Source organism: Inquilinus sp. (assembly GCF_057815775.1).
The window spans coordinates 1-7,797 of sequence record NZ_JBYRFX010000736.1 but is presented as its reverse complement, the minus strand read 5'-3'; the positions used below and the strand labels follow the sequence as shown (position 1 = coordinate 7,797).

Annotated in this window: 8 protein-coding genes; 4 read left to right on the top strand and 4 right to left on the bottom strand. The window is 67.6% G+C overall.

The features are described 5' to 3' along the window. The 4 genes from AC3XYG_RS25845 to AC3XYG_RS25830 all read left to right on the top strand — a co-directional run. A partial coding sequence (locus tag AC3XYG_RS25845; protein ID WP_489142744.1) for a zinc-binding dehydrogenase occupies positions 1 to 719 on the top strand: 719 nt, incomplete at its 5' end. Positions 720 to 774: 55 nt separating this feature from the next. Continuing rightward, positions 775 to 1,764, top strand: a complete 990-nt coding sequence (locus AC3XYG_RS25840) for an ABC transporter substrate-binding protein (protein WP_489142743.1) — start codon at positions 775 to 777, stop codon at positions 1,762 to 1,764. Positions 1,765 to 1,768: 4 nt separating this feature from the next. After that, positions 1,769 to 2,539, top strand: a complete 771-nt coding sequence (locus AC3XYG_RS25835; RefSeq protein ID WP_489142742.1) for an ABC transporter permease — start codon at positions 1,769 to 1,771, stop codon at positions 2,537 to 2,539. Next, on the top strand, positions 2,536 to 3,276 hold the full coding sequence (locus AC3XYG_RS25830; RefSeq protein ID WP_489142741.1) for an ABC transporter ATP-binding protein: 741 nt from the start codon (positions 2,536 to 2,538) through the stop codon (positions 3,274 to 3,276). The genes AC3XYG_RS25835 and AC3XYG_RS25830 overlap by 4 nt, the downstream gene beginning before the upstream one ends. Before the next feature lie 2 nt (positions 3,277 to 3,278). Here the strand turns inward: AC3XYG_RS25830 and AC3XYG_RS25825 are convergent, their stop codons facing one another. The 4 genes from AC3XYG_RS25825 to AC3XYG_RS25810 all read right to left on the bottom strand — a co-directional run bounded on the left by AC3XYG_RS25825 (position 3,279) and on the right by AC3XYG_RS25810 (position 7,158). Then, a complete protein-coding gene (locus AC3XYG_RS25825) occupies positions 3,279 to 3,830 on the bottom strand; it encodes a PQQ-dependent catabolism-associated CXXCW motif protein (RefSeq protein ID WP_489142740.1) in 552 nt (183 codons plus the stop codon). 7 nt (positions 3,831 to 3,837) lie between these two features. Next, the gene (locus tag AC3XYG_RS25820; RefSeq protein WP_489142739.1) at positions 3,838 to 4,683 is read right to left on the bottom strand and encodes a substrate-binding domain-containing protein; all 846 of its coding nucleotides are present in this window, start codon (positions 4,681 to 4,683) and stop codon (positions 3,838 to 3,840) included. A 10-nt stretch (positions 4,684 to 4,693) separates the two neighbouring features. After that, positions 4,694 to 5,275, bottom strand: coding sequence for a c-type cytochrome, methanol metabolism-related (locus AC3XYG_RS25815; RefSeq protein ID WP_489142738.1), 582 nt, complete (start codon positions 5,273 to 5,275; stop codon positions 4,694 to 4,696). 80 nt (positions 5,276 to 5,355) lie between these two features. Next, positions 5,356 to 7,158: a methanol/ethanol family PQQ-dependent dehydrogenase gene (locus AC3XYG_RS25810; protein ID WP_489142737.1), complete on the bottom strand. Its 1,803-nt coding sequence runs from the start codon at positions 7,156 to 7,158 to the stop codon at positions 5,356 to 5,358. Between the last annotated feature and the right edge of the window lie 639 nt (positions 7,159 to 7,797).

Sequence of the window (7,797 nt, the reverse complement as noted above, 5' to 3'; positions counted from 1 at the left end):
GCTGTTCGACCTTCTCGAACTTCACCGTGCTGCCGGAGATCGCGCTGGCGAAGGTCAACCCGGACGCGCCCTTCGACAAGATCTGCTACATCGGCTGCGGCGTGACCACCGGCATCGGCGCTGTAATCAATACGGCGAAGGTCGAGGAAGGCGCGACCGCGATCGTGTTCGGGCTCGGCGGCATCGGGCTGAACGTGATCCAGGGCCTGCGGCTGGCCGGGGCGGACATGATCATCGGTGTCGACCTGAACAATTCGAAGAAGGAATGGGGCGAGCGCTTCGGCATGACCCATTTCGTGAACCCGAGCGAGGTCGAGGGCGACCTGGTGCCGTATCTGGTCAACCTGACCAAGCGCGGTGCGGACCAGATCGGCGGCGCGGACTACACCTTCGACTGCACCGGCAACACCAAGGTGATGCGGGCGGCGCTGGAAGCCTCCCACCGCGGCTGGGGCCAGAGCATCGTGATCGGCGTGGCCGGCGCGGGGCAGGAGATCTCGACCCGTCCGTTCCAGCTGGTGACCGGGCGGGTGTGGAAGGGGTCGGCCTTCGGCGGCGCGCGGGGCCGGACCGACGTGCCGAAGATCGTCGACTGGTACATGTCGGGCAAGATCGAGATCGACCCGATGATCACCCACAAGCTGCCGCTCGAGCGGATTAACGAAGGCTTCGACCTGATGCATGCGGGCACGTCGATCCGCACCGTGGTCGAATTCTGATGACGCGTCCGATCCGTATGAAGCATTGAGGGGGAAATAGGACGAAAGGACGACCATGACGCCCGTGATCGGACGCCGCGGCTTCATGCTCGGCGGTGCCGCCCTGGCCGCTTCCGGCGCGCGGCTCGCCCATGCCCAGGATCTGCCGCGGGTCCGGGTCGGATCGCTGCAGTTCGGCACGGTGAACTGGGAGCTGGCGGTGATCCGCGACGGGCTCGACCGCCAGCACGGTTTCGTGCTCGACCCGCTGGTGCTTGCCGACCAGGACGCCACCGCGATCGCCTTCCAGTCCGGCGAGGTCGACGCCATCGTCACCGACTGGATCTGGGTGGCGCGGCAGCGCGAGGCCGGTCGCGACTACACCTTCGTCCCGTTCTCGCTCACCGTCGGCGCGCTGATGGCCGATCCGAAAACCGGTATCCGCACCATCCAGCACTTGGCCGGCAAGCGGCTCGGCGTCGCCGGCGGCGCCGATGACAAGAGCTGGGTGCTGATCCAGGCCTATGCCCGCAAGGCCGCCGGCATCGACCTGCCGCGCGCGGCCAATATCAACTTCGCGGCGCCGCCGCTGTTGAACCAGTTGGCGTTGCGCGGCGACCTCGATGCCGTGCTCAACTTCTGGCAGTTCAATGCGCGGCTCGCGGCCAAGGGCTTCCTGCCGGTGGTGGAGATCGCCCGCATCCTGCCGGAACTCGGGCTCGACCGGCCCCCGCCACTGCTGGGCTGGGTGTTCCGCGAGTCCTGGGCCGCAGCCAATCCGGACCTGGCGCGGGGCTTCCTCGACGCGTCCTTCGCCGCCAAGGCAATGATGAAGACCGACGATGCGGTGTGGCAACGGCTGCGGCCCGAAATGCATGCGGAGGACGACATCGTGTTCGCCGCCCTGCGCGACGGCTACCGCGCCGGCATCCCGGCCGGCCCCAGCCCGGCGGATTCGGCGGCGGCCGGCACCGCCCTGCGCCTGATGGCCGCGATCACGCCGGCCGCGGTCGGCGGGCTCAAGGCCCTGCCAGCCGGCACCTTCTGGACCGGATATGGCGGTTAGCGCCATGCCGGCCACGGCCGGGGCCTCCGCAGCCACCCGGCGTTGGCGCTGGCTGCTGTCGCTGGCGATCCTGGCCGCGATCTGGCAGGTCGCGGCCCTGCTGGCCGACAGCGCCACGTTGCCGTCGCCGGCGGCGGTCGCCGCTGCGGCCTGGCAGCATCTGATCGACGGCGACCTGCTGCGCGATGTCGCCATCACCCTGGCCCGGGTGGTGGTCGCTTTCGTCGTCGCCATGGTCCTGGGCAGCGTCATCGGTCTCGCGCTCGGCCGCAGCCGGCTGCTGGACGAGCTGTTCGACGGCTGGCTGGTGATCGCGCTGAACATGCCGGCGCTGGTGACCATCGTGCTGTGCTACGTCTGGTTCGGGCTGAACGAGGCGGCGGCGGTGCTGGCCGTCGCCATCAACAAGGCGCCGCTGGTGGTGGCGATCACCCGCGAGGGCGCCCGGACGCTGGACCGGTCGCTGCTGGAGATGGCGCAGCTGTTCGGCGTGCCGCGCGGCCGGGTGCTGCGGCGGATCGTGCTGCCGCAGCTGGCGCCCAGCCTGATGGCCGCCGCGCGCTCCGGCCTCGCCCTGACCTGGAAGATCGTGCTGGTGGTCGAGCTGCTGGGCCGGCCGAACGGCGTCGGCTTCCAGATCCGCAGCTTCTTCAACTTCTTCGATATTGCCGGGATCCTGGCCTACACCCTGGTGTTCATCGCCGTGATCCTGGCGATCGAGGCCTTCATCCTGCAGCCGCTGGATCGTGCGGCCGGCCGCTGGCGGGCACCGTGATCGGCGTCGCACTGCAGGGCATCCGGCGGCGCTTCGCCAGCCCGGTGCCGCGCGAGGTGCTGGACGGCGTCGACCTGTCGATCGGCGGCGGCGAGTTCGTCGCCCTGGCCGGCCCCTCCGGCCGGGGCAAGACCACGCTGCTGCGCATCCTCGGTGGACTCGATTCTGGCTATCAGGGCCGCATCGACTGGCCGGACGGCCCGCCGTCGCGCCGCGCGGCGGTGTTCCAGGACCCGCGGCTGGCGCCCTGGCTGACCATCCTGCAGAACCTGATGCTGGTCGCAGACCGCACAGCCGAACCGCGGGCGCGCGAGTTGCTGGCAGCGGTGGAGTTGGCGGACAGCGCCGATGCCTATCCCGGCCAGCTGTCCGGCGGCATGCAGCGCCGGGCGGCACTGGCCCGGGCGCTGCTGGTCAGGCCGGACCTGCTGCTGCTGGACGAACCGCTGGTGTCGCTCGACCACGCTTTGGCCGGCCGGATGCGCGCCCTGCTGGCCGGCTATTGGCGGCAGCACCGCCCGACCGTGCTGCTGGTCACACACGATTTGCGCGAGGCTGTGACGCTGGCCGACCGCGTGGTGGTGCTTGGTGCCGGGGCAGGCCGGGTCTCGCTGCAGCGGGGTATCGACCTGCCGCATCCGCGCGACCCGGCGGACCCGCGCATCGACACCATCGTCGCCGCCCTGCTGCATGTCGACCCCGGCCTGGCTGTGCCGGCGGAGGAGCGTGAGGCCTGAACCTACTTCGCCGGCAGTGGCGTGTTCGGCCAGGTCGGGCGGTTGCCGGCGGTCCAGTCCTGCATGCCGCCGGGAAACCATTGGACAGCGGTGTAGCCCTCCGCCACGGCACGCCGGGCGGCGTTCCAGGACATCCAGCAATTCGCCTCGCAATAGAACACCAGCGGCCGGGCGGGGTCGCCCAGGGTCAGCGCCGCCAGCGCGTCGTGGAAATACGCCTCCATCTCCACCGACAGCGCACCGAAGCCGGTGTTGGCCAGCCAGACGCTGCCCGGGATGTCGTGGCGGGCCGGCGGTCGCCACAGCGTGTCCGGCGGCAACTTGTCCGGCCGCGGCGGCTGCGGCAGCACATCGATCAGCAGGACCGGGCCGCTGCGGATCATCCGCTCCAGCCCCGCCGCGTCGATCACGGTCGCGCCCTTCAGCGTCGCCGGCACCGGGGCGCGATAGTCCTCGATACGGTAGCCGTCCGGCTCCGCCGTCTGGCCCAACGCCGGGCCGGCGGTCAGCGCCAAGGCGAGAACGGCGAAGCGGAGGAGGCGGGCAGGGGCCATGCCGGGCTCAGGGCACCGGCTGGCCATGGGCGTCGAGCAGCGGCACGCCGTAATCCTTGAGGATCGCGGTGATGGCGTCCTGGTTCTCGCGGATCAGCTTGTTGATCTGGTTCTTCCAGTCGTTCTCGCCGGGCCGCACCCCCATGGTGATGTAGAAGTCCAGCTTGGTGTCCTTGGGCTCGTTCAACAGCGGCGTCACCACCAGCGCATCGCCATGCTGCTTGGCGAAATAGCCGGCGATCGGCCCCCACAGCACGGCGACGTCGATCTGCTTCGACGCCAGGTCCTCGACCATCTGCTTGCCCGGCGCGTCGTAGCGGCTGTCGACATAGAGCGGGTAGGGCCGCGCCTGCACCATCAGTCCGTTGCGCGCCGCCAGGTTGGCCGGCGGCGTGCCGGCGGTGATGCCGAGATGCAGCGTCTGCAGCCGTGGGTCGGCCAGGCCACTGAGGTCGGCCAGCTTGTCCTCCCGCCGCGTCACCAGGACATAGCCGGAGCGGTAATAGGGGTTGGTGTTCTGCACCAGCTCCGCCCCGACGACGATGCCCATCACCAGGTCGCAGCGCCGGGCGCGCAGCGTCATGCGCAGGAAGCCGGTCGAGTTCGGGAACCAAGTGTAGCGCAGCGGTACGCCCAGCTTGGCGGCCAGCAGTTCGGCGATCTTGTTCTCGAAGCCTTCGCCCTTGTCGTTGGAGAAGGGCGGGTTGGCCGGGTCGGAGCAGACGCGCAGGGCCGAGCGGTCGATCGCCTCCGGATGCGGCGGGTCGGCCCACGCCGGAAGGGTGGCGGCGGACAGAAGGGTGGCGCCGGCGAGGAGGCCGAGCGCCGCGATACGCCGGGAGAGGGTCATCATGCCGGGCGCCCTAGCCGGGCGTTCCCATGCAGGCATTTTCCGCGTCGGCATAGTCCTTGGACTTCTTCTCGTACTTGGCCGGCCGGCCGCGTCCCACGACACCGTCGGACCGGGCCTTGAGATAGGCATAGATGTCGTTGATGTAGCACATCACGTTCGGGTCGGAGCCGAGCGACGGCATCTTCTTGTCGTTCGCCGTGCCCACATCCTGCTTGCCGTTGACCACCGTGTCGAGGAACTGGTCGAAGCTGAGCGTCTTGAGCGAGTCGACCAGGGCCGGGGCGAAGCTGCTTCCCTCCCCATCCGGGCCATGGCAGACGTAGCAGATGCCGTTGTAGCGCCGGAACCCGTTATAGACCGGCCAGTCGACCGTGCCGTCTGCCGCGATGTGATAGGGCTTTTCCTCGTCTGCTGCTGGGGCCGCTGCCGGGGCTGCCGCCGCGGGCGCTGCGGCTGGTGCACCTGCCGCCGGCGCCGGGGTGGCCGGCGTGCCGCCGCTGTCCTGGGCGAAGCCCGGGCCGGCGATGCCGCCGATCGCGATCAGGCTGCCGGCCAGGATGGCGGCGCGAAGCAGAAGGGGACGGAAACGCATCCTCGATCCTCTCGAGTGGCTGGCACAGGCCGCAAAGAAAAGGAGGCGGGCCGAAGCCCGCCCCCAGGCACAGGGAGGCTTCAGTCAGGAATGGCGAACACGTTCAAAGTGCCGCCCAGCTGGGTGTATTGCGACAGCGACTCATATGCGCCGACGGCGCCCAACCCTTCCTGCGGGTTGGTCAGCCCTGCCGCCATGCCAATGCCGGCCCAGCCGCCGACACCGGAAAGGACAGCGATGTACTGCTTGCCCTTGTAGGTATAGGTGTTGATGTTGCCGATGATCCCCGACGGGGTCTTGAACCGGTACAGCTCCTTGCCGGTCTTGGCATCCACCGCCTTCAGATAGCCTTCCAGCGTGCCGTAGAAGACGACGCCGCCGGCCGTGGCCAAGGCTCCGCTCCACACCGAGAACGGCTCCGGGATCGACCAGGCGATCTTGCCCTTCTCCGCATCCCAGGCGATGAAGTTGCCGAGGTTGTTGCCGCCCGGTGCCGGATACATGCTCAAGGTCGCGCCGACATAGGGCTGGCCGGCGGTGTAGGCGACCTTGTACGGCTCGTAATCCATGCAGACATGGTTGGTCGGCACGTAGAACAGGCCGGTCTCCGGCGAGTAGGCCGCCGGCTGCTGGTCCTTCGACCCCAGCGCCGCCGGGCACACGCCCTGCGAGTTGGTGTCTTCGCCGTTGGCCTCGGTCGAGTACTTCTTGTCACGCACCGGCAGGCCGGACTTCAGGTCGATCTTGCTGGCCCAGTTTACGGCCGGATCGTACTTCTCGGCCACCAGCAGTTCGCCGGTCACCCGATCCATGGTGTAGCCGAAGCCGTTGCGGTCGAAATGGACCAGCAGCTTGCGGTCCTTCCCGTCGAACTTCTGGTCGGTCAGGATCATCTCGTTGACGCCGTCATAGTCCCACTCGTCATGGGGCGTCATCTGGTAGACCCACTTCGCCATGCCGGTGTCGGCGTCACGGGCGAAGATCGTCATCGACCATTTGTTGTCGCCGGGCCGCTGCACCGGGTTCCAGGTGCTGGGGTTGCCGGAGCCGTAGTAGATCAGGTTGGTTTCCGGATCATAGGAGGTCCACCCCCAGGTGGTGCCGCCGCCGATCTTCCACTGATCGCCCTGCCAGGTCGACGTGCCGGAATCCTTGCCCACCGGCTTGCCCATCGAGGTGGTCTTGACCGGGTCCATCAGCGTGTCGGCATCCGGGCCCATCGACGAGGCGCGCCACACCAGCTTGCCGGTCTTCAGGTCGTAGGCCGTCAGGTGGCCGCGGACGCCGAATTCGCCGCCGGAATTGCCGATCAGCAGCTTGTCCTTGACCACTAGCGGCGCCGAGGTGCCGGTCTCGCCCTTGGTGGCGTCGCCGTCCTTGACGCTCCACACCACCTTGCCGGTCTTGGCATCCAGCGCCACCACCGTGGTGTCGGCCTGGTGCAGGAAGATCATCCCGTCGCCATAGGCGACGCCGCGATTGACCGTGTCGCAGCACATCACCGGGATGACGTTCGGGTCCTGCTTCGGTTCGTATTTCCAGATGATCTTGCCGTTGTTGGCGAGATCGAGGGCATAGACGGTGTTCGGGAACGGCGCATGAATATACATCGTGTCGCCGATCACCAGCGGCCCGCCTTCATGGCCGCGCAGGACGCCGGTGGAGAAGGTCCAGGCGACCTGCAGATCCTTTACATTCGCAGTGGTGATCTGCTTCAGCGCGCTATAGCGGGTGTTGGCATAGTTGCCCGCCGGCTGGGTCCACTGGTTCGGATCCTTCTGCAGCGTCAGCAATTCGTCATTGGCTTGTCCGGACACCGGGAAAGCCGCCAGCGCGAAAACGAGCGCCAAGGCGGACCCGGAAGTGCGCAGCAATCTGGGCATTCAGTTCCTCCCATTGATCGCGATGCGGGATCCGCGACGATGCCAGCGGCATGTCGGGGGTCCGCCTCGAAGATCGCCCGTTGCATCGGACCGGCCCCGTTTGGGCCGATCGCAGTGCTTGATTATGAAAGCGACCGTCCCCAGTTTGGGTAATATTCCAATTTTCAGTCAATTGCGAAACGCGCAAATGGCATTGTTCTTTGGTACGACACCAGTATTGTGCATTTGCGAGATTGTGGAACAAATTATACCAAAGTACAAAGACTTAGTATTGTCGACGGTATTGTCGAATATTTTCGAATTCCGGATGGCGCATTCCGCAGTGAAGCGAAGTTTGAAATCTCGTGCTGCGCTGCGGCATCGCCCATTCCCACGCGCTGATCTGCCGTACATTGAATAGTGGCCGGTGATCGCGGAACGCCACCAAGTAAAGCCGGCAGGGAGGCGCGCCGCACCCGCATGTCGTGATGGCCGCAGACGGCGAGGGCATGCTCGCGCCGGCCCAGAATCACATCGGCCCTACGATGCGCCCCCGGAGTCGCCCTGCCGCGGCGGCTCGCCCGGCCGGCAGGGCGGGATCATCGGGTGGGTGCCGAGATGGGCCAGGCGGATCGACAATTCGCGGATGGTCGGCGCGGT